Source organism: Mycobacterium sp. MYCO198283, from assembly GCF_021213805.1.
Classification (GTDB): Bacteria; Actinomycetota; Actinomycetes; order Mycobacteriales; family Mycobacteriaceae; genus Mycobacterium.
On record NZ_JAJQJI010000008.1, the window covers coordinates 117,459 to 136,013 of the forward strand.

General features: G+C 71.5%; 20 protein-coding genes. 14 read left to right on the plus strand and 6 right to left on the minus strand.

Annotation, left to right across the window (positions count from 1 at the left end; genetic code table 11):
* The first annotated feature begins 14 nt into the window (after positions 1 to 14).
* From rbfA to LV457_RS16130, 3 genes are read left to right on the plus strand one after another with little or no spacing between them, the layout of a single operon-like run.
* Entirely contained in the window at positions 15 to 503 is a 489-nt protein-coding gene (gene rbfA / locus LV457_RS16120) for a 30S ribosome-binding factor RbfA (protein ID WP_232172339.1), read from the plus strand.
* Positions 484 to 1,479, plus strand: coding sequence for a bifunctional oligoribonuclease/PAP phosphatase NrnA (locus LV457_RS16125; protein ID WP_232172340.1), 996 nt, complete (start codon positions 484 to 486; stop codon positions 1,477 to 1,479). Before rbfA ends, LV457_RS16125 begins: the two co-directional genes overlap by 20 nt.
* Positions 1,472 to 2,791 carry an MATE family efflux transporter gene (locus LV457_RS16130; protein WP_232172342.1) on the plus strand — a complete coding sequence of 440 codons (1,320 nt, stop codon included), beginning with the start codon at positions 1,472 to 1,474 and terminating at the stop codon, positions 2,789 to 2,791. The genes LV457_RS16125 and LV457_RS16130 overlap by 8 nt, the downstream gene beginning before the upstream one ends.
* A gap of 3 nt (positions 2,792 to 2,794) precedes the next feature.
* On the opposite strand, the gene LV457_RS16135 is transcribed toward LV457_RS16130, so the two are convergent.
* A complete protein-coding gene (locus LV457_RS16135) occupies positions 2,795 to 3,163 on the minus strand; it encodes a hypothetical protein (RefSeq protein WP_232172344.1) in 369 nt (122 codons plus the stop codon).
* 30 nt (positions 3,164 to 3,193) lie between these two features.
* Complete coding sequence (locus LV457_RS16140) at positions 3,194 to 3,952, minus strand: enoyl-CoA hydratase (protein ID WP_232172346.1); 759 nt, start codon at positions 3,950 to 3,952, stop codon at positions 3,194 to 3,196.
* A gap of 45 nt (positions 3,953 to 3,997) precedes the next feature.
* On the opposite strand from LV457_RS16140, the gene LV457_RS16145 reads away from it, so the two are divergent.
* Together LV457_RS16145 and LV457_RS16150 are read left to right on the plus strand one after the other, a co-directional pair.
* Complete coding sequence (locus LV457_RS16145) at positions 3,998 to 4,270, plus strand: DUF2277 domain-containing protein (RefSeq protein ID WP_232172347.1); 273 nt, start codon at positions 3,998 to 4,000, stop codon at positions 4,268 to 4,270.
* Positions 4,267 to 4,824 (plus strand): DUF1802 family protein, encoded by a 558-nt coding sequence (locus LV457_RS16150; protein WP_232172349.1) that lies wholly within the window; start codon positions 4,267 to 4,269, stop codon positions 4,822 to 4,824. Before LV457_RS16145 ends, LV457_RS16150 begins: the two co-directional genes overlap by 4 nt.
* On the opposite strand, the gene LV457_RS16155 is transcribed toward LV457_RS16150, so the two are convergent.
* Positions 4,812 to 5,393, minus strand: coding sequence for a DUF3558 domain-containing protein (locus LV457_RS16155; protein WP_232172620.1), 582 nt, complete (start codon positions 5,391 to 5,393; stop codon positions 4,812 to 4,814). The two genes, LV457_RS16150 and LV457_RS16155, sit on opposite strands and share 13 nt — an antisense overlap.
* Positions 5,394 to 5,468: 75 nt before the next feature.
* Between LV457_RS16155 and LV457_RS16160 the strand changes: the two genes are divergently transcribed.
* The 3 genes from LV457_RS16160 to truB are packed head-to-tail and all read left to right on the plus strand — an operon-like array spanning position 5,469 to position 7,974.
* Entirely contained in the window at positions 5,469 to 6,440 is a 972-nt protein-coding gene (locus tag LV457_RS16160) for a metallophosphoesterase (protein ID WP_232172623.1), read from the plus strand.
* Positions 6,437 to 7,099: a 4'-phosphopantetheinyl transferase gene (locus LV457_RS16165; protein WP_232172351.1), complete on the plus strand. Its 663-nt coding sequence runs from the start codon at positions 6,437 to 6,439 to the stop codon at positions 7,097 to 7,099. Before LV457_RS16160 ends, LV457_RS16165 begins: the two co-directional genes overlap by 4 nt.
* On the plus strand, positions 7,096 to 7,974 hold the full coding sequence (gene truB, locus LV457_RS16170; protein ID WP_232172352.1) for a tRNA pseudouridine(55) synthase TruB: 879 nt from the start codon (positions 7,096 to 7,098) through the stop codon (positions 7,972 to 7,974). The genes LV457_RS16165 and truB overlap by 4 nt, the downstream gene beginning before the upstream one ends.
* Before the next feature lie 19 nt (positions 7,975 to 7,993).
* Here truB and LV457_RS16175 read toward each other — a convergent pair whose 3' ends face one another.
* Genes LV457_RS16175 through mntR form a run of 3 tightly spaced genes read right to left on the minus strand, consistent with a single transcriptional unit; the run spans position 7,994 to position 11,860 of the window.
* Positions 7,994 to 10,360: a glycoside hydrolase family 65 protein gene (locus LV457_RS16175; RefSeq protein WP_232172354.1), complete on the minus strand. Its 2,367-nt coding sequence runs from the start codon at positions 10,358 to 10,360 to the stop codon at positions 7,994 to 7,996.
* Positions 10,357 to 11,112: a beta-phosphoglucomutase family hydrolase gene (locus tag LV457_RS16180; protein ID WP_232172356.1), complete on the minus strand. Its 756-nt coding sequence runs from the start codon at positions 11,110 to 11,112 to the stop codon at positions 10,357 to 10,359. The genes LV457_RS16175 and LV457_RS16180 overlap by 4 nt, the downstream gene beginning before the upstream one ends.
* Before the next feature lie 43 nt (positions 11,113 to 11,155).
* Positions 11,156 to 11,860: a manganese-binding transcriptional regulator MntR gene (gene mntR / locus LV457_RS16185; protein WP_232172357.1), complete on the minus strand. Its 705-nt coding sequence runs from the start codon at positions 11,858 to 11,860 to the stop codon at positions 11,156 to 11,158.
* 81 nt (positions 11,861 to 11,941) lie between these two features.
* On the opposite strand from mntR, the gene LV457_RS16190 reads away from it, so the two are divergent.
* From LV457_RS16190 to LV457_RS16215, 6 genes are all read left to right on the plus strand, one after another.
* On the plus strand, positions 11,942 to 12,916 hold the full coding sequence (locus LV457_RS16190; RefSeq protein WP_232172358.1) for a bifunctional riboflavin kinase/FAD synthetase: 975 nt from the start codon (positions 11,942 to 11,944) through the stop codon (positions 12,914 to 12,916).
* 161 nt (positions 12,917 to 13,077) lie between these two features.
* Positions 13,078 to 13,347, plus strand: coding sequence for a 30S ribosomal protein S15 (gene rpsO, locus LV457_RS16195; protein ID WP_232172359.1), 270 nt, complete (start codon positions 13,078 to 13,080; stop codon positions 13,345 to 13,347).
* A gap of 2 nt (positions 13,348 to 13,349) precedes the next feature.
* Positions 13,350 to 13,838, plus strand: a complete 489-nt coding sequence (locus LV457_RS16200; RefSeq protein ID WP_232172360.1) for a hypothetical protein — start codon at positions 13,350 to 13,352, stop codon at positions 13,836 to 13,838.
* A 296-nt stretch (positions 13,839 to 14,134) separates the two neighbouring features.
* Positions 14,135 to 16,411, plus strand: coding sequence for a polyribonucleotide nucleotidyltransferase (locus LV457_RS16205; RefSeq protein WP_232172361.1), 2,277 nt, complete (start codon positions 14,135 to 14,137; stop codon positions 16,409 to 16,411).
* Positions 16,389 to 17,738 (plus strand): pitrilysin family protein, encoded by a 1,350-nt coding sequence (locus LV457_RS16210; protein ID WP_232172626.1) that lies wholly within the window; start codon positions 16,389 to 16,391, stop codon positions 17,736 to 17,738. Before LV457_RS16205 ends, LV457_RS16210 begins: the two co-directional genes overlap by 23 nt.
* Positions 17,739 to 17,742: 4 nt before the next feature.
* Entirely contained in the window at positions 17,743 to 18,552 is an 810-nt protein-coding gene (locus LV457_RS16215; RefSeq protein WP_232172362.1) for an SDR family oxidoreductase, read from the plus strand.
* The last annotated feature ends 3 nt before the right edge of the window (positions 18,553 to 18,555 follow it).

Below are 18,555 nucleotides of genomic sequence, written 5' to 3' on the forward strand. Positions count from 1 at the left end.
GCGCGAGGAGTGTCGTGCCTGACCCAGCACGAGCGAAGCGGATGGCCAAGCGCATCTCCACCATCGTCGCGTCGGCGATCGAGTACGAGATCAAGGATCCGCGGCTGGCCGGGGTGACCATCACCGACGCCAAGGTGACCAACGATCTGCACGACGCGACGCTGTTCTACACCGTGCTCGGCCGCAGCCTCGACGAGGAACCCGACCTCGTCGGGGCGGCGGCCGCGCTCGAGAGCGCCAAGGGCGTGTTGCGCACGAAAGTGGGAGCGAGTCTCGGGGTGCGGTTCACCCCGACCCTGGCGTTCGTCCGCGACACGGTGCCCGATGCGGCGCACCGGATGGAGGAGTTGCTGGCGCGTGCCCGCGCGGCCGACGAAGAAGTTGCGCGAGTTCGGCGCAATGCCACGCCGGCCGGTGAGGCGGACCCGTACCGTGTGACAGGGGAGGGCGACCGCGGGGGACCGAGCGGCGACCAGGACAGCGGTGACCCAGATCGAGAGTGACATCCGGCGCGGTTCGGCTGTGGTCGACGCGCGCGGCGCCGCCGATACTCTGGCTGCGGCGCACAGCGTCTCGGTGATCTGTCACGTTCATCCCGACGCCGACACGATCGGTGCCGGTCTCGCGTTGGCGTTGGTTTTGCGGCGCGAGGGTGCCGAGGTGCAAGTCAGCTTCGCGGCGCCGACCGCGCTGCCCGAGTCGTTGGCGGCGCTGCCGGGCGGTGAGCTGTTGGTGCCGCCGGCGGCGATGCGCCCCGACGCCGAGCTCGTCGTGACGGTCGACATCCCCAGCATCCACCGCACCGGTGAGCTGGCGCGGCTGGTGGCCGCCGCGCGCAGCGTGCTGGTGATCGATCACCACCGGTCGAACTGCCGGTTCGGCACCGCGAATTTCGTCGACCCCGCCGCGGACTCGACCACGTTGCTGGTGGCCGAGGTGCTCGACGCGTGGGGCAAGCCGATCGACCTCGACGTGGCGTACTGCCTCTACGCCGGGCTCACCACCGACACCGGATCGTTCCGGTGGGCGACGCCGCGGGCGTTGCGGCTGGCGGCGAGGCTCGTGGAGCTGGGGGTGGACAACGCGGCGCTGAGCCGGCAGCTGCTGGACACCCATCCCTTCTCCTGGCTGCCGCTGCTGTCGCGCGTGCTGGGTACCGCGCAGCTGGTGCCGGATGCGGTCGGCGGCCGCGGCCTGGTCTACGCCGTTGTGCCACACCACGATTGGGCCGGCGCCCGCTCCGAGGAAGTCGAGAGCATCGTCGACATCGTGCGCACCACGCAGCAGGCGGAAGTGGCCGCAGTGTTCAAAGAGGTCGAGCCGCAGCACTGGTCGGTGTCCATGCGCGCCAAGAGCGCGGTGGACCTGGCGGCCGTGGCGTCGACCTTCGGCGGTGGCGGCCACCGGCTGGCGGCGGGCTACTCCGCCGACGGGCCGGTCGACGACGTCATCGCGGCGCTGCGCGCGGCGCTTGGCTGACACGGACCGCGCCGCCGACGGTCGCCGGATCGCCGCGCTGGCCTTCCCGGCGCTCGGGGTACTGGCCGCCGAACCGCTGTACCTGCTCTTCGACCTGGCCGTCGTCGGCCGGCTCGGGGCGCTGCCGCTCGCGGGTCTGGCGGTCGGCGGGCTGGTCGTCGGCCTGGTCGGCTCCCAGCTGGTCTTCCTCTCCTACGGCACGACGGCCCGCGCAGCGCGGCATTTCGGTGCCGGCGACCGCGCGGCCGCTGTGCACGAAGGAGTGCAGGCCACCTGGTTCGCGGTCGGATTGGGCAGCGTGTTGGTTGTCGTCGTGGCGGCCGCCGCGGTGCCGATCGTGTCGGCGATCGGGTCGGATCCGCGGATCGCCGACGAGGCGTTGTGCTGGCTGCGGATCGCGATCGTGGCCGCGCCCGCGATGCTGATGTCGCTCGCCGGGAACGGCTGGATGCGCGGGGTGCAGGACACGATGCGGCCGCTGCGTTACGTCGTCACCGGCTTCGCGGTCTCCGCGGTGCTGTGCCCGCTGCTGGTCTACGGGCTGTGCGGGCTGCCTCGGCTGGAGCTCGCGGGATCGGCGCTCGCCAACGCCGTGGGGCAATGGCTGGCGGCGCTGCTGTTCGCCCGCGCACTGCTCGCCGAGCGGGTGCCGTTGCGGGTCGACCTGGGCACGCTGCGGGCGCAATCGGTGATGGGGCGTGACCTCTTCCTGCGGACCGTGGTGTTCCAGACGTGCTTCGTGTCGGCCGCCGCGGTGGCGGCCCGCTTCGGTGCGGCGGCGGTCGCGGCACACCAGGTGGTGCTGCAGCTGTGGAATTTCCTCGCGCTGGTGCTCGACTCGCTGGCGATCGCCGCGCAGTCGCTCGTCGGTGCCGCGCTCGGGGCGGGCCGGGTCCGGCAGGCGAGGTCGGTGGCCCGTCGGGTGACGGTGTTCTCGACGGTCGCGGCGACGGTGATCGCGGCCGTGTTGGCGGCCGGCGCGGACCTGATGCCGGGCCTGTTCACCGACGACCGCGCGGTGCTCGACGCCGTGGGCGTGCCGTGGTGGTTCCTCGTCGCCCAATTGCCGGTGGCGGGCGTGGTGTTCGCGCTCGACGGCGTGCTGCTCGGGGCGGGCGACGCGACGTTCATGCGCAACGCCACGCTGGCGAGCGCGGTGATCGGCTTCCTGCCGCTCAGCTGGCTGTCGCTGGCGTACGGCTGGGGACTGCTCGGAATCTGGTCCGGGCTGTCGACGTTCATGGTGCTGCGGCTGGCGTTCGTCGGCTGGCGCGCGCTGTCGGGCCGGTGGGCCGTTCCCGGCACCGGCTGACCGTCAGTAGTTCATCAGCCGCTCGGCGAGGTTGACGCCCACGGTGGTGGTACCCAGCGTGATCGCCGTCCCCAGCACCGGGCAGAGCCACATCAGCGGCAGGCGTCGCACGTAGCACAGGGCCATGCCACCGACAGCCACCCCGAGGGCGACCGCCATGCCGCCGTAGGCGACCGCGTATCCGGCGGTGAGGTATCCGGTGGGGCAGTCCGGCCCGCAGCTGTCGGTGGCCATCACCCACATCGGCGACCAGATCACGATGAGCATCGTGAGCGCGAGCTGCAGGCACAGCACGAGCGCCGAGACGACGATGTCGGCGGTGGGGTGTGGGCGCTTGCGCGCCATCGGAAACGGGATCGGCGAATAGGCCACGTGCTCACCGTAAGCCGTGAGCACTGCCGGTCAGCGCACTTGTTGGCGGCCCCGCTGCAGCACCGCGTCGCGGTTGGCGGCGATGTCGGTGCCGGTGGCGCCGTACTCACGCGCCGATTGGGCCTCGATCCACAGCCCGGCGTCGGTCTGCGCGGCGTCGATGCGGTGATACGACGCCAGCAGCGCGCGGACCGCGGCCTGGTTGTTGCCGACGATCGCCGCCGCCACCTCCCGGGCCCGCGGGAGCAGCTGGTCGTGCGGCACCACCTCGGTGACCAGCCCGGCGCGCAGCGCGTCGGCCGCGGACAGGTAGTCGCCGGTGAGGCTCATCCGCCGGGCGAGCCCGACGCCCACCTTCTGCGGCAGCCGCACCGACAGTCCCCAGGTCGGCAGCAGGCCGACCCGGGCGTGGGTGTCGGCGAACCGGGCCTGCTCGGAGGCGATGAGGATGTCGCAGTAGAGCGCCACTTCCAGCCCGCCGGTAACCGCTGCGCCGTTGATGGCGCCGACCACGGGCTTGGTCATCGGCGGCCACTTCGGGGAGATGTCCGGCAGCGCGGCGCTGTCACCGAGTTCCTTGAGGTCGAGCCCGGCGCAGAACACGGGGTCGCTACCGGTGACGATGACGACGTCGACGTCCTCGTCGGCCTGGGCGTCGCGCAGGGCGCCGAAGAACCGTTCGCGCAGTGCGGCCGACAGCGCGTTGCGCGATTGCGGGCGGTTCAGGGTGAGGGTCCGCACCCGGTCCTCGGTGGAGATCAGCAGCAGGTCGGCGGCGTCATCGGTCATGGCTTCACCGTATCGGCCCGCCCGGCGCGGCCTATCGTGGGAGGCATGTGCCGGAACATCACCGAGCTGCGGGGACTGGAACCGGCCGCCACCGACGCCGAGATCGAGGCGGCCGCCCGACAGTACGTCCGCAAGGTCAGCGGGCTCACCCGCCCGACGCCCGCCACCGCCGATGCGTTCGAGGCCGCCGTCGCCGAGGTCACCGCCACCACGACGCGGCTGCTGCGCTCGTTGCCGCCGCGTCGCCAGCCACCCAGGACGGTGCCGCCGCTGCGCCGGCCGGAGGTGCAGGCCCGCCTCGCCGCACGCCGGGCGTGACCACCGCTGCACTCAAGGAGTGGAGCGCGGTCGTTGCGGCGCTGCTCGACGGTCGGCAGACGGTGCTGCTGCGCAAGGGCGGCATCGGTGAGAAGCGCTTCACGCTGCGCGCCGAGCGGTTCCTGCTCTTCCCGACCGTCGCCCACAGCCATGCCGAGCGAGTGCGGCCGGAGCACCGCGACCTGCTCGCCGCTGCCGCGGCCGACAGCACCGAGCACCGGCTGGTGATTCGGGCGGCGGCCCGCGTCGTCGCCGCCGTGGCGGTCGAACGCCCCGACGGGCTGGCGACGATCGAGGACACCCACATCTGGACGGCGGCGTCCGTGCGGGCCGACCGGCTCGATTTCCGGCCCAAGCACCGGCTTGCCGCGCTGGTGGTACAGGCCTATCGGCTGACCGAACCGGTCACGCTTGCAAGGCACCCCGGCTACGGCGGCTGCACCAGCTGGGTGGAGCTGCCGGTGGATTGCGCGCCCGGCACCGCGGTGCACGATGAGGAGACGTTGCTCGCCGTCGCGGGCCGGGTCCGCGAGGCGGTCGGTCAGAACACGTAGTGGGGCACCAGTTGCTCGGCGCGCATCCGGTTCTCGGCCATGCAGTCGACGTCCGGCTGGGAGTAGATGGGGGAGTAGAAGATCGATTGCTGCAACACGCCGTAGTCGGTCTTGAACGCGATCATGCAGGTGATCCACCAGCGGCTGTTCCAGTCCGTCGGCTTCATGATCCAGAACTCGGCGGCGCGGTGGCCTTGCACGTCGAACTGCACCGCATCGGGCGGCAGCGTCTCGGCGTACGTGCGCCACACGATCGGCTCGATGGCCATCTGGTAGTTGCCGGCGTCGTAGTGACAGCGCAGCTCCGTCTCGCGTTGCGGCGGGGTGAAGGCCAACCCCAGTCCGCTCACCACGTCGATCGGGATGTCCTCGCAGGGGTTGAACGGCTCGGGATCGGTGATGTCGATGACGGGCCATTTGATCGTGGTGGACGCCGCCGACATCGGGGCGAAGGTCGACCGCAGCTCGACGCGCGCCGGCGACGACGGCGGTGTGCTCGTCTGCCACACCATGACGACCGCGACGGCCAGCGCTGCGGTGGACGCGAGCAGCCGCAGCCGCCGAGCGATCCGGGCTCCTCGCGTGCTTGCGGCCATGGCGGGCAGTGTACGTCGTCGGCGCCGCCGAAATGAGAACACGTTCCAATTGCCCGCACTCGTGCTTCGTTAGGCTGGCTTCTCGTGGCGACACTCTGGGCGGTCAGTGACCTACACACCGGTCACAGCGGCAACAAGCCGGTCACCGAGTCGCTGTACCCCACCTCGCCCGGCGACTGGTTGATCGTCGCCGGCGACGTCGCCGAGCGCACCGACGAGATCCGGTGGGCGCTGACCCTGCTGGCGCAGCGCTTCGACACGGTCATCTGGGTGCCCGGCAACCACGAGTTGTGGACCACCAGCAAGGACCCGGTGCAGGTGTTCGGCCAGGCCCGCTACGACTACCTGGTGGAGCTGTGCCGCGACCTGGGCGTGCTCACCCCCGAGGACCCCTACCCGGTGTGGACCGGCGACGGCGGTCCTGTCACGGTGGTGCCGCTGTTCCTGCTCTACGACTACTCGTTCCTGCCGGCCGGTGCCGAGACGAAGGCCGAAGGGCTGGCGATCGCCAAGCAGCGCAACGTGCTCGCCACCGACGAGTTCGTGCTGAGCCACGAGCCGTACGCCACGAAGGACGCCTGGTGCCGCGACCGGCTGGCCGTGACCCGCCGCCGGCTCGACGACCTCGACCCGGACCTCCCGACGGTGCTGGTGAACCACTTCCCGATGGTCCGCGAACCCTGCGACGTGCTGTTCTACCCCGAGTTCTCGATGTGGTGCGGCACCACCGAGACCGCCGACTGGCACGTGCGCTACCGGGCGGTCTGCTCGGTGTACGGCCACCTCCACATTCCGCGCACTACCTGGTATGACGGCGTGCGGTTCGAGGAGGTGTCGGTCGGCTATCCGCGGGAGTGGCGGCGGCGCAGACCGTATCGATGGCTGCGGCAGGTGCTGCCGGACCCGCAGTACACGCCCGGCTACCTCAACGAGTTCGGCGGGCACTTCGTCATCACCGACGAGCTGCGTGCGGCGTCGGAGAAGGTCCGCGACCGGTTGCAGAGCAGGCGGCAGCCGTGAGCGCGCTCATCTCCGCCGTGGTGCCGCCGATCGTCCACGCCGCCGAGTGCTACGACGACCCGCCCGGGCTGGCGCCGCTGCCCGAGGAGGCGCCGCTGGTGGCCAAGTCGGTCGCCAAGCGGCGCAACGAGTTCGTCACCGTGCGGCACTGCGCGCGGCTGGCGCTGGCCGAGCTCGGGGTGCCCGCCGTGCCGATCCTCAAGGGAGAGAAGGGCGAGCCGTGCTGGCCCGACGGGGTGGTCGGCAGCCTCACGCACTGCGAGGGCTACCGCGGCGCGGTCGTGGGTCGCCGCGGCGCGGTCCGGTCCATCGGCATCGACGCCGAACCGCACGACGTCCTGCCCGACGGCGTGCTGGACGCCATCAGCCTGCCCGCCGAACGCCACGAGCTCGCGGCGCTGCCGGCGGGGCTGCACTGGGACCGGATCCTGTTCTGCGCCAAGGAGGCCACCTACAAGGCCTGGTTTCCGGTGACGCGGCGCTGGCTGGGCTTCGAGGACGCGCACATCCGCTTCACGGTCGGTCCGAGCGGTACGTCGGGAGAGTTCGTCTCCCGAATACTGGTCGACCCCGCCGCCCCCGCCGGTCCGCCGCTGGAGTCGCTTGCGGGCCGGTGGTCGGTCGCCGGTGGGCTGGCGCTCACGGCGATCGTGCTGTGACCGCGGGCATCGTCGTCGTCGACAAACCGGCGGGCTGGACCAGTCACGACGTCGTCGGGCGCTGCCGGCGCATCTTCGGCACCCGCAAGGTGGGGCACGCCGGAACCCTCGACCCGATGGCGACCGGGGTGCTCGTGATCGGCGTCGAGCGCGCGACCAAGCTCCTCGGCCTGCTCGCCGGCACCGAGAAGTCCTACACCGCGACCATCCGGCTCGGCGCGACCACCACCACCGACGACGCCGAAGGTGTTGTGGTGCAACGAACGTCGGCGGAGCATGTGTCGGATGCGGCCCTCGCCGACGCGGTCGCGGCGCTGCGCGGGGAGATCGACCAGGTGCCGTCAGCGGTGAGCGCCGTCAAGGTCGGCGGGCAGCGCGCCTACCGGTTGGCCCGCGAGGGGAAACCCGTGGAGCTGGCGGCGCGGCGGGTGCGGATCTCGCGGTTCGACGTGCTGGCCGTCCGCCGGGGCGACGGCGTCCTGGACGCCGATGTGGTGGTCGACTGCTCGTCGGGCACCTACATCCGAGCGCTGGCCCGCGACGTCGGCGCCGCGCTGGGTGTCGGCGGCCACCTGACAGCTCTGCGGCGCACCCGGGTCGGCCGATTCGAGCTGGCCGCCGCGGTGGGCCTCGACGCCCTCGCGCAGCGCCCACACCTGACCTACACCCTCGACGAGGCCTGCCTGCTGACCTTCCCCCGTCGCGAGCTGACCGACGCCGAGGCCGAGGCGGCGCGGCACGGGCGGGCGCTACCGCCGGCCGGCATCGACGGTCCCTACGCCACCACTGCGCCCGACGGCACCGTCATCGCGCTGCTGGCGGACGCCGGCGCGCGCACCCGTTCGGTGGTCGTCCTGCGCCCCGCGACGCTGTAGCGACGAACAACGTGCGCACTCAGCACGGCGGGCAGTTGCCGCGGCGCGGCTCGCGGTGCACCGGTGGGCGCACCGGCTGGACCTTCGGCGGCGCCGGGATCGGCAGCGTCACGGGCTCCTCGACGGTCACGCGCTGCTGGTCGCCGTGGTGGTCGAACGTGAACTCGTCGCCGTCGAGCAGCCGGTAGGTGGCGTGCTGGTGGGTGATCTCGACGCGGAGGCGGCGGCCGCGGTGGGTGAGGCCGAAGGCCAGCCGGGTCAGCTGCTCGGGCAGCCGCGGCGCGAACGACAGGTGGTGGCCGCCGCAGTCGCGCATCCCGCCGAGGCCGGCGACCAGCGCCAGCCAGGCCCCGGCCAGCGAGGCCATGTGCAGGCCGTGTCCGGTGTTGTCGGCGAGGTTGTCGAGGTCCATCATCGCCGCTTCGCCCAGGTACGCGTAGGCCAGGTCGAGGTGCCCGACCTCGGCGGCGAGCACCGATTGGGTGGCCGCCGACAGCGAGGAGTCGCGGACGGTGATGCGCTCGTAGTAGTCGAAGTTGCGGGCCTTCTGCTCGGCCGTGAACGCGTCGCCGCGCAGGTGCATCGCCAGCACCAGATCCGCCTGCTTCACCACCTGGCGCCGGTAGAGGTCGAAATAGGGGTAGTGCAGCAGCAGCGGGTACTTGTCGGGCGGCGTGTTGGCGAAGTCCCACCCGTCATGCTTGGTGAAGTTGTCGGCCTGCGGGTGCACGCCGAGCTCGTCGTCGTAGGGGATGTACATGGCGTCGGCGGCGTCGCGCCACGACGCCCGCTCCTCGTCGTCCACGCCGAGGTCGCGTGCCCGGTCCGGGTGCTTGCGGGTGATCTCGGCGGCGGCCCACATGTTCTGCTGCGCCATCAGGTTCGTGAACACGTTGTTGTCGCTGACCGCGCTGTACTCGTCCGGGCCGGTCACCCCGTCGATGCGGAACAGTCCCGAACCGTTGTGGTGCCCGAGGCTGCGCCACAGCCGTGCCGTGTGCACCAACAGGTCCACCGCGACGTCGCGCTCGAAGCGTTCGTCCTCGGTGGCCCGGAGATAACGGATGACGGCGTCGGCGATGTCGGCGTTGATGTGGAAGGCGGCGGTGCCGGCGGGCCAGTAGCCGGAGCACTCCTGCCCGGCGATGGTGCGCCACGGGAAGGCCGCCCCGCGCAGCCCGAGCGTCTCCGCCCGCTGCAGGGCGAGCGGCAGCGTCGAGTGGCGCCAGCGCAGCGCGTTCGCCACCGGCTCCGGGCAGGTGTAGGTGAGTACCGGCAGCACGAACGTCTCGGTGTCCCAGAAGGTGTGGCCGTCGTATCCCGAGCCCGTGAGGCCCTTGGCGGGGATCGCCCGGCCCTCCGCCCGCGCGCCCGCCTGCAGCACGTGGAACAGCGCGAACCGCACGGCCTGCTGGATCTCGGGATCGCCGTCGACCTCCACGTCGGCGTGCTGCCAGAAGTCGTCGAGGAAGTCGCGTTGCTCCGCGAGCAGACCGTCCCAGCCGCTGGCCCGGGCGCCGGTGAGCGCGGCGGCGACCTGCGCCCGCAGCCCCGTCATGGAGCGCACGCTCGACCAGCCGTAGGACACCAGCTTGACCAGCCGCAGCGGTGTGCCGGGCTCCAGGTCGGCGGTGAACGTCACCCGAGCCAGGTCGGGATAGCTCTCACACTCCTGGTGCAGGTCGGCGGGCCCGGCCGCGACGTGGTCCATGGCGCAGGCCAGCTGCAGCTGGCTCTCGCGGGTGCGGTGCACGAGCTCGGCGGTCAGGCCGTGGCAGTCGTGGTCCTCCGGCACCAGCGGGGACTGCAGCACCTTGGACACCCGCGGATCGCCGGATTCCGCCGCCGGCATCGCCTCGTTCGCGACCAGCTCCGACTGCACGACGATGCGCGCGGTGCCGTCGACCGCCTCCACCTCGTAGTGCACCGCGGCCACCGCCCGCTGCACCAGCGACACCAGCCGCGTCGACGTGACCCGTACCGTGCGTCCCGACGGCGACGTCCACTCCACCCGCCGGCGCAGCACCCCGTCGCGGAAGTCGAGGACGAACTCGTGGTGGTGGAGCTCGCCGTAGCGGACGTCGAACGGCTCGTCGTCGACCAGCAGCCGGATCAGCTTGCCGTTGGTCACGTTGATCACGGTCTGCCCGAGCTCGGGATAGCCGTAGCCGCCCTCGGCGTAGGGCAGCGGGTGCTGCTCCCACACGCCGTTGAGGTAGGTGCCCGGCAGCCCGTTGGGCTCGCCCTCGTCGAGGTTCGCCCGCCAGCCGATGTGGCCGTTGGACAGCGCGAACACCGATTCGACCTCGTCGAGCATGTCCAGCTTGAGCGTGTCGGCTCGCACGCACCAGGGTTCGACGGCGAAACACGGGTCGTTGATGATCATGCCGGCCCGAGCAGTTCGGCGAGGTCGTCGACGACGACGTCGGCGCCGTGCGAGAGCAGCTCCGCGCGCTGGCCGACGCGGTCGACCCCCACGACGTAGCCGAATGCGCCGGCCCGGCCCGCCGCCACCCCCGCGAGCGCGTCCTCGAAGACCGCGGCATGCTCCGGTGCCGCCCCCACCGCATCGGCGCCGGCCAGGAACGTGTCGGGTTCGGGCTTGCCCCGCAGGTTGCGCTGCGCGGCGACCACCCCGTCGATGCGGGCGTCGAACAGGTCGGCGATGCCGGCGGCGGCCAGCACCGCCTCGGTGTTCGCGCTGGAGGACACCACCGCGCACGCCAGCCCCGCGTCGCGCACGGCCCGCACGTAGCGCACCGAGCCGTCGTAGGTCTGCACGCCGTCGCGGCGGATGACCTCGGTCACCAGCTCGTTCTTGCGCGCGCCGAGACCGGTGACGGTGTCGGCGTCCGGCGGATCGTCCGGCGCGCCGTCGGGCAGCGTGATGCCCCGCGACTGCAGGAAGGACCGTGTCCCGTCGTCGCGTCGCTTGCCGTCGACGTAGGTCTGGTAGTCGGCGCCGGCGTCGAACGGGATGAACGGCTCCCCGGTGGCCTCGCTGCGGCGGCGCAGGTACTCGTCGAACATCTGCTTCCACGCCGCGGCGTGCACCTTCGCGGTCTGCGTGAGCACGCCGTCGAGGTCGAACAGGCAGGCTCGGATGGGATCGGGGAGGCCGAGAGCGGAGTTCGCCACCTCGACGCGCCTACCCGCGGGCCCGCGGCGTGAAACGCACCGCTCACCCGACCACCCAGATGGCTTGCGCCGCAGGCTGACCCAATTCCACCGTGGTGGCCGCGCCGTCCGGGGCGGCCACCGCCACCGACACCGTCCCCGCGAAGTCGCGCCGGGCCAGCACACTCAGCCGGGTGTCGAGCGTGATGCCGACGGAGCCGAAGTAGCGCAGCATCTCCGGGTCGGCGTCGGAGATGCGGGCGACGGTGCCCGAGTCGCCGTCCGAGCACTCGGACAGCTGCCGAGCCGGTGGTGTCGGCACCTGCCCGTCGACGGCGGGGATCGGGTCGCCGTGCGGATCGCGGCGCGGATAGCCCAGCTTGGCGTCGATCCGGTCCATCAGCCGGTCGGAGACGGCGTGCTCCAGGATCTCGGCCTCGTCGTGCACCTCGTCCCAGCCGTAGCCGAGTTCGTTCACCAGGTAGGTCTCCAGCAGCCGGTGACGACGCACCATCGCCAGCGCGGCGCGCCGGCCCGCGGCGGTCAGCGTCACCGCCCCGTACTTCTCGTGCTCGACGAGTCCCTGGTCGGCCAGCTTGCGGATGGATTCGGACGCGGTACTGGCCGAGACCCCGATGCGCTCCGCGAGCATCTTGGTGCTCACCCGGTCCGGTGACCACTCCTGGGCGGTCCAGATCACCTTCAGGTAGTCCTGCGCCACCGACGACAGCTCACGCGCGTCGGCGGCGGAACTCCCGGCAGAGGTCACAGGTGGAAGTTTAGGCAAACTTCACCCGTTGCGGCGGACTCCGGCCGCCCGCGCGCCGAGGCGCTGCGTAGGCTTGCCGCTGTGCAGCGGTGGCGCGGCCAAGACGAGATCCCCACGGACTGGGGCCGGTGCGTGCTGACGATCGGCGTCTTCGACGGCGTGCACCGCGGCCACGCCGAGCTGATCGCGACGGCGGTCAAGGCCGCCCGCAGCCGCGGCGTGCCGACGGTGCTCATGACGTTCGACCCGCACCCCATGGAAGTGGTGTTCCCAGGCAGCCACCCGGCGCAGCTCACCACGCTCGCGCGCCGGGCCGAGCTCGTCGAGGAGCTCGGCATCGACGTCTTCCTCGTGATGCCGTTCACGCCGGAGTTCATGAAGCTCACGCCGGACCGCTACATCCACGAGCTGCTCGTCGAGCGGCTGCACGTCGTTGAGGTCGTCGTCGGCGAGAACTTCACCTTCGGCAAGAAGGCCGCCGGCAACGTCGAGATGCTGCGCCGCAGCGGCGAACGGCTCGGGTTCGCGGTCCAGTCGGTGTCCCTGGTCGCCGAGCACCACCAGCAGGAGACGGTGACCTTCTCGTCGACCTACATCCGGTCGTGCGTCGACGCCGGTGAGGTGGTGGCCGCCGCCGAAGCGCTCGGCCGGCCCCACCGCGTGGAAGGCGTCGTGGTGCGCGGCGAGGGACGCGGCCGGGTGCTCGGCTTCCCCACCGCCAACGTCGCGCCCCCGATGTATGCGGCCATCCCGGCCGACGGGGTGTACGCGTGCTGGTTCACCGTCCTGGGGCACGGCCCGGTGGTGGGCACGGTCGTGCCGGGGGAGCGGTACCAGGCCGCCGTCTCGGTGGGCACCAACCCGACGTTCTCCGGCCGCACCCGCACCGTCGAGGCCTACGTGCTCGACACCTCGGCCGACCTCTACGGCCAGCACGTCGCGGTCGACTTCGTGGCGCGGCTGCGCGGGCAGGAGAGGTTCGACTCGGTGCAGGACCTCGTCGTGGCGATGGAGCGTGACACCGAACGGGCACGCGCCATCCTCGTCTCGTCGTGATCCGCCGTCCTGCGCGGCGCCGAGCCGGGCAGCGACGATTTCGCTCCCTCGTCGCCGGGCGGTAAAGTTCGCGACCGGTAACGGCGCGTGCTGCGGTCCGCGGTGGCCGCGCCGATCGGATCTCGCAAGGAACGCGGACTGAAACAGATGGAGTGTGGCTCGTGGCGCTGACCGCTGAACAGAAGAAGGAAATACTCGGGCAGTACGGCCTGCACCAGACCGACACCGGGTCGCCAGAGGCGCAGATCGCCCTGCTGACCAAGCGGATCTCCGACCTGACCGAGCACCTGAAGATCCACAAGCACGACCACCACTCGCGCCGCGGCCTGCTGCTGCTCGTCGGTCGCCGGCGCCGCCTGCTCAAGTACGTCGCCGAGGTGGACGTCGAGCGCTACCGGTCGTTGATCGAGCGGCTCGGCCTGCGCCGCTGAGGGTGCGCGCCCTGCCCGTCGCGGCGGCCTGGTTCGTGGCCACGACGGCAGCCGGCTGCGCCTTCACCGCCGGCGCCGCCAATCTGCAGTCCGGTGACTGCCTGCGATTGGGCGGCACCGCCGACCGGCCCGAGGCCGTCAAAGCGGCGTGCGGCAGCGCCGAGTCGAATTTCCGGGTCGCCGCGAAAGTGGCCGACAGCGACCAGTGCCCGGCCGACGCCGATTCGTCCTACACCGCGCACAGCACGTTCGCGGACGCCCCGTCGACGCTGTGCCTGGACATCGACTGGGTGATCGGCACGTGCATGAACGTCGACCCCGAGGGCGCCGCCGATCCCTACCGCGTCGACTGCCACGACGCCGACGCACCGCATCGCGAGCGTGCGCTGGAGATCCTCGACGGCGTCGCCGACGTCAGCCGGTGCGCCACCGGGCAGGGCCATGCCTACGACAGGCGCCGGTTCACCGTCTGCGTCGAAGCCGTCAGCTGACGCCGGACCGGTCCGGTCCGGTTGCCAGGGGTCGCGGTGTAGAGTAGGAGCGTTGCGTTTCGCAACATCGTGGTGCGGTCAGCGCAGTTTCGCGCGCCGTTCCCGCGTCGTCACGACCAGGACGCCTCACCGTTTCGGGCGGTCTTCGGTAGTGGCTGCCGGGCTTCCCGCAAGCGCACAGTCCGGCCGCTTCGATCGACGGCCGTAGCCGTGAACAGGTCAGGGTCTTGCCGGCACTGTCGTGCCCCGTCGTGGCCCGCAAAAACACCTGAACAATGGAAGGCCCGCGGACACGTATGTCTGTAGCTGAAATCGACGAGGGCGTCTTCGAGGCGACCGCCACCATCGACAACGGGAGCTTCGGCACCCGCACCATTCGCTTCGAGACCGGTCGGCTTGCGCAGCAGGCCGCCGGCGCCGTCGCCGCCTACCTCGACGACGACACCATGCTGCTGTCGGCGACCACCGCCAGCAAGCACCCGAAGGAGCATTTCGACTTCTTCCCGCTGACCATCGACGTCGAAGAGCGCATGTACGCCGCCGGGCGCATCCCCGGATCGTTCTTCCGGCGCGAGGGCCGGCCCTCCACCGACGCGATCCTGACCTGCCGGCTCATCGACCGGCCGCTGCGCCCGACGTTCATCTCCGGGCTGCGCAACGAGGTCCAGGTGGTCGTCACCGTGCTGAGCCTGGATCCGAAGGACCTGTACGACGTACTCGCAATCAACGCCGCGTCGGCGTCGACGCAGATCTCGGGGCTGCCGTTCTCCGGCCCGGTCGGCGGCGTCCGCGTCGCGCTGATCGACGGCCAGTGGGTGGCGTTCCCCACCGTCGAGCAACTGGAGCGCGCGGTGTTCGACATGGTGGTCGCCGGCCGCCTCGTCGAGGACGACGACGTCGCGATCATGATGGTCGAGGCCGAGGCCACCGAACACGTCATCGAGCTGATCGACGGCGGCGCCCAGGCGCCCACCGAGGCCGTGGTGGCCGAGGGGCTGGAGGCGGCCAAGCCGTTCATCGCCACGCTGTGCCGCACGCAGCAGGAGCTGTTCGAGGTGGCCGGCAAGGAGACCGCCGACTTCCCGGTGTTCCCCGAGTACGGCGAGGACGTCTACTACGCGGTGGCCTCCGTCGCCACCGATGAGCTCTCCGCCGCGCTGACCATCGCCGGCAAGGCCGAGCGTAACGAGCGCACCGACGAGATCCGCGACGAGGTGCTGGCGCGGCTCGCCGAGAGCTACGCCGGTCGGGAGAAGGAGGTCAGCGCCGCGTTCCGCTCACTGACCAAGAAGCTCGTGCGCCAGCGCATCCTCACCGACCACTTCCGCATCGACGGCCGCGGCATCACCGACATCCGCGCGCTCTCGGCCGAGGTGTCGGTGGTGCCCCGCGCGCACGGCAGTGCCCTGTTCGAGCGCGGCGAGACCCAGATCCTGGGCATCACGACGCTGGACATGATGAAGATGGCGCAGCAGATCGACTCGCTGGGGCCGGAGACGTCCAAGCGCTACATGCACCACTACAACTTCCCGCCGTACTCGACCGGTGAGACCGGCCGCGTGGGTTCGCCGAAGCGCCGCGAGATCGGCCACGGCGCGCTGGCCGAGCGGGCGCTCATCCCGGTGCTGCCCAGCGTCGAGGAGTTCCCCTACGCCATCCGCCAGGTGTCCGAGGCGCTCAGCTCCAACGGCTCGACGTCCATGGGCTCGGTCTGCGCGTCGACGCTGGCGCTGCTGAACGCCGGCGTGCCGCTCAAGGCGCCGGTGGCCGGCATCGCGATGGGCCTGGTGTCCGACGACATCGACGTCGAGGCAGGAGACGGCACCACGAGCATCGAGCGGCGCTTCGTCGCGCTGACCGACATCCTGGGCGCCGAGGACGCGTTCGGCGACATGGACTTCAAGGTCGCCGGCACCAAGGACTTCGTCACCGCGCTGCAGCTCGACACCAAGCTCGACGGCATCCCGTCCCAGGTGCTCGCCGGTGCGCTGTCACAGGCCAAGGACGCCCGGGTCACCATCCTCGAGGTGATGGCCGAGGCCATCGACGCCCCCGACGAGATGAGCCCGCACGCTCCGCGCATCACGACCATCAAGGTGCCGATCGACAAGATCGGCGAGGTGATCGGGCCCAAGGGCAAGATGATCAACTCCATCACCGAGGAGACCGGCGCGCAGATCTCCATCGAGGACGACGGCACGGTGTTCGTCGGGGCAGCCGACGGGCTGTCGGCGCAGGCCGCGATCGACAAGATCAACGCCATCGCCAATCCGCAGCTGCCGACCGTCGGCGAGCGATTCCTCGGCACCGTCGTCAAGACCACCGATTTCGGGGCGTTCGTGTCGCTGCTGCCGGGTCGCGACGGCCTGGTCCACATCAGCAAGCTGGGCCGCGGCAAGCGGATCGCCAAGGTCGAGGACGTCGCCAAGGTCGGTGACAAGCTGCGCGTCGAGATCGCCGACATCGACAACCGCGGCAAGATCTCGCTGATCCTGGTCGCCGAGGAGTCGGAGAACGACAACGGCGCGTCCGGTGACGCGGCACCCGCCGATGCCGCGGCCGCCAGCAGCTGAGCACGCCGGGGCGCTGCGTCGAAGCGGGCACACCGCGCACGCAGCGCCCGCGGTGCGCCGCACCACCCTGCCGGGCGGCATCCGCGTGGTCACTGAATACGTGCCGTCGGTGCATTCGGCGTCGGTGGGCTGCTGGGTCAACGTCGGCTCCCGCGACGAGGGTGCCACCGTGGCCGGCGCGGCGCACTTCCTGGAACACCTGCTGTTCAAGGCGACACCGACCCGCACCGCGGTCGAGATCGCGCAGGCGGTGGACGCGGTCGGTGGCGAGCTGAACGCCTTCACCGCGCGCGAGCACACCTGCTATTACGCCCACGTGCTCGACGACGACCTCGAGCTGGCCGTCGACCTGGTGGCCGACGTCGTCCTACGGGGCCGCTGTCTGGCTCAGGACGTCGAGCTCGAGCGGGCGGTGGTGCTCGAAGAGCTCGCGATGCGCGACGACGATCCCGAGGACGCGCTCGGGGATGTGTTCCTGTCGGCGCTGTTCGGCGATCATCCCGTCGGGCGGCCGGTGATCGGCAGCGTCGAGTCGGTGACCCAGATGACGCGCGCGCAGTTGCACTCCTTCCACATGCGGCGCTACACGCCCGAGCGGATGGTGGTGGCCGTCGCCGGGAACATCGAGCACGACGAGGTGGTGTCGCTGGTGCGGCGCTATTTCGGGCCGCGGCTGGTCGAGGGGCGCAAGCCGCAGCCGCCGCGCAAGGGCGCCGGCCGGGTGCCGGGCCGCCCGACACTGCAGCTGGTCGACCGCGACTACGAGCAGACGCACCTGTCGCTGGGCGTGCGGGTGCCGGGCCGGTACTGGCAGCACCGCTGGGCGTTGACGGTGCTCAACACCGCGCTGGGCGGCGGGCTCAGCTCCCGGCTGTTCCAGGAGGTCCGCGAGCGGCGGGGCCTGGCGTACTCGGTGTACTCGACGGTCGACACCTTCGCCGACGTCGGCGCGCTGTCGGTGTACGCCGGCTGCCTGCCCGAACGGTTCGACGAGGTGGTGACGGTGGTCACCGACGTGCTGGAGACCGTGGCCCGCGACGGCATCACCGCCGACGAGTGCCGGATCGCGAAGGGTTCGCTGCGCGGCGGATTGGTGCTGGGGCTGGAGGATTCGGCGTCGCGGATGCACCGCATCGGGCGCAACGAGCTCAACTACGGCGAGCACCGCAGCATCGCCGACACCCTCGCCCGCATCGAGGCCGTCACCCTCGACGACGTCAACGCCATCGCCCGCCGGCTGTTGACCAAGCAGTACGGCGCGGCGGTGCTCGGGCCGTACCGGTCGCCGCGCCAGCTGCCGGCACCCCTGCGTTCGATCGGAGCCTGACCGCATGGACCCCGCCGGACGCGTCGTCGTCGTCACCGGAGCCGCCTCGGGCATCGGCGCCGCCCTGGCCGACGCGTTCGCCGCAGCGGGCGCGAGCGTGGTGGTCGGCGACCTCGACGCCGACGGCGCCGCCTCGACCGCGTCGGCCATCGTGGCCCGCGGCGACCGGGCGGTGGCGGAGGCCGCCGACGCTGCCGACGGCGAAGGGATCGCGGCGCTGCTCGACGCCGCCGGGAGCGCGTTCGGGCCGGTCGACATCTTCGTCGCCAATGCGGGCATCACCGGCCCACCCGGCATCGGCGAGTGCGACGACGACTGGGACCGGATACTCGACGTCAACCTGCGCGCGCACGTGCGCGCCGCGCGGCTGCTGGTCCCGCAGTGGGTGCAGCGCGGGCAGGGGCATTTCGTCGCCGTCGCGTCGGCGGCGGGCCTGCTGACGCAGCTCGGCGCCGCCGGCTACAGCGTGACCAAGCATGCCGCCGTCGCCTTCGCCGAGTGGCTGGCGATCAGCTACGGCGATCAGGGCGTCGGCGTCAGCTGCGTGTGCCCGATGGGCGTCGACACCGCGCTGCTGGCCGGCATGCGTGACGCCGCCGACGACGACGGCCGGCTCGCCGCGGGCGCGGTGCTGTCGGCCGGCCAGGTGCTCAGCCCCGGCGCCGTCGCGTCGGCCACGCTCGACGCGGTGCGCGACGGCCGGTTCCTGGTGCTTCCGCATCCGGAAGTGCTCACCATGTACCGGCACAAGGGCGCCGACTACGACGGCTGGATCGCCGGGATGCGGCGCTACCAGCGCAGCCTGCGCGGATAGCCG